This window comes from Streptomyces calidiresistens, assembly GCF_014141525.1.
Taxonomy (GTDB): Bacteria; Actinomycetota; Actinomycetes; order Streptomycetales; family Streptomycetaceae; genus Streptomyces; species Streptomyces calidiresistens.
The window spans coordinates 1-1566 of sequence record NZ_VKHS01001052.1; the positions used below are offsets into that span (position 1 = coordinate 1).

The following is a 1566-nucleotide window of genomic DNA, read 5'->3' on the forward strand; positions in this document are numbered from 1 at the left end:
ACCCCGGGCCGCGTCCCGCTTCCCGTCCCGGCGGGGGGCGTCGGCGTCGGTCACGGGGGGCGGTCCGGTCAGCGGCGGGTGTCGCGGCCGACGAGGGCGCGCTCCCGGGGATCGAGGATCACGTCCTCGACCGCCGGGTCCACGCCGTGCAGGATGCGCTGGTGCACCAGCGGCACGACGGCGTCGGTGCCGAGCACGGCGGCCTCGGCGGCGAGGATCGCCTCGCGGCGCTCGTCGGGGTCGGCGATCACGGCGGCGTCGGCGACGGCCCCGTCCACCCCGCTGTCGCACAGCAGGGCGGGGTTGTAGCCGCCGTCGCAGGTGTAATCGCTGGTCAGGACGCCGAGGGGGTCCCCGGTGTCGAGGAGGGTGTTGCGGGCGGCGACGAACACGTCGAACTCGCCGGCGAGGGCGTCGCTCTCGATCCGCGAGTACTCGCGGACCTCCAGGGTGACGGTGAAGCCGGCGGCCTCCAGTTGTTGCTGCACCACCTGGGCGACCTCGGGGAGTTCGGGCCGGTTGTCGTAGGTGGCGATGGTGATGGCGGTGCCGTCGATCGCGTCCGCGTCGGCGGGCTCCGCGCGGTTCACCGGCTCGGGGCGCTCGCCGTCGCCGATGACGGCGGGGCCGAAGACGCCCTCGCCCGGGTCCGCGTAGCCCTCGTACACGCCCTCGGCGAGGGCGGTGGTGTCGACCGCCTCGCGGATCGCGGCGCGCAGTTCGGGGTCGGTGAGGACCCCGGATGCGGTGTTGAGCAGCAGGGAGGTGGTGCGGGCGGTGGGGGTCTCGCGCAGGACGCCCTCCTCCACCGTGGCGGCGGCGGAGACCGGGAGCGCCTCGGCGATGTCGACCTCGCCGCTGCGCAGAGCGTTGCCGCGGGCCAGGCCGTCGGCGATGAAGCGGGCCTCGATGCCGGAGGCGGCGGCGGGGCCGTCCCAGTGGTCCTCGAAGCGGTCCAGGGAGGCGTGTTCGGAGCCGGTGACGGAGGTGAGGACGAAGGGACCGGTGCCGTGGCCGATCGGGTCGGCGGTGTCCTCCTCGTAGGCGCCGGGGGCGAGGATCGCCAGGTGGGGGGCGGCCAGGCGCTGGGGGAGGATCGGGTCGGGATCGGTGGTGGTGATCCGCACCTCGCGGTCGCCGATCGCCTCGGCGGTGAGCTCGACGCCGGAGAGGGCGGCGGGCGGGGGTTCGGCGGTGACGGCCTGTTCCAGGGCCTCGACCACGGCGTCGGCGGTGACCGGGGCGCCGGTGTGGAAGAGGGCCTCGCGCAGGGTGAAGACGGTGTTCAGCTCGTCCTCGGTGGTCCAGGACTCGGCGAGGGCGGGGGCGGCGACGCCCTGTTCGTCGAGGGCGGTGAGGCCCTCGGTGACGCCGAGGCGGCTGAGGAGGGTGGCGTCGGCGCCGTGCGGGGAGAGGTTCTCGGTGGGCGGGAAGGCGAGGGCGACGCGCAGGCGGGCGTCACCGGAGCCCTCGACGGCGTCGGGGCCGTCGGTCGTCGGGGAGCCGTCCCCGGCGAAGCAGCCGGCGAGCAGGGGTATGAGGAGCAGGGCGGCGGCCGGGTGGCGG

The 1566-nt window shown here is 75.8% G+C and carries 1 protein-coding gene; it reads right to left on the reverse strand.

Features of this window, described 5'->3' with window-relative positions; genetic code table 11:
• Positions 1 to 68: 68 nt before the first annotated feature.
• Positions 69 to 1566: ABC transporter substrate-binding protein (locus tag FOE67_RS25360; RefSeq protein ID WP_438874309.1), on the reverse strand; the 1498-nt coding region annotated here is incomplete at its 5' end.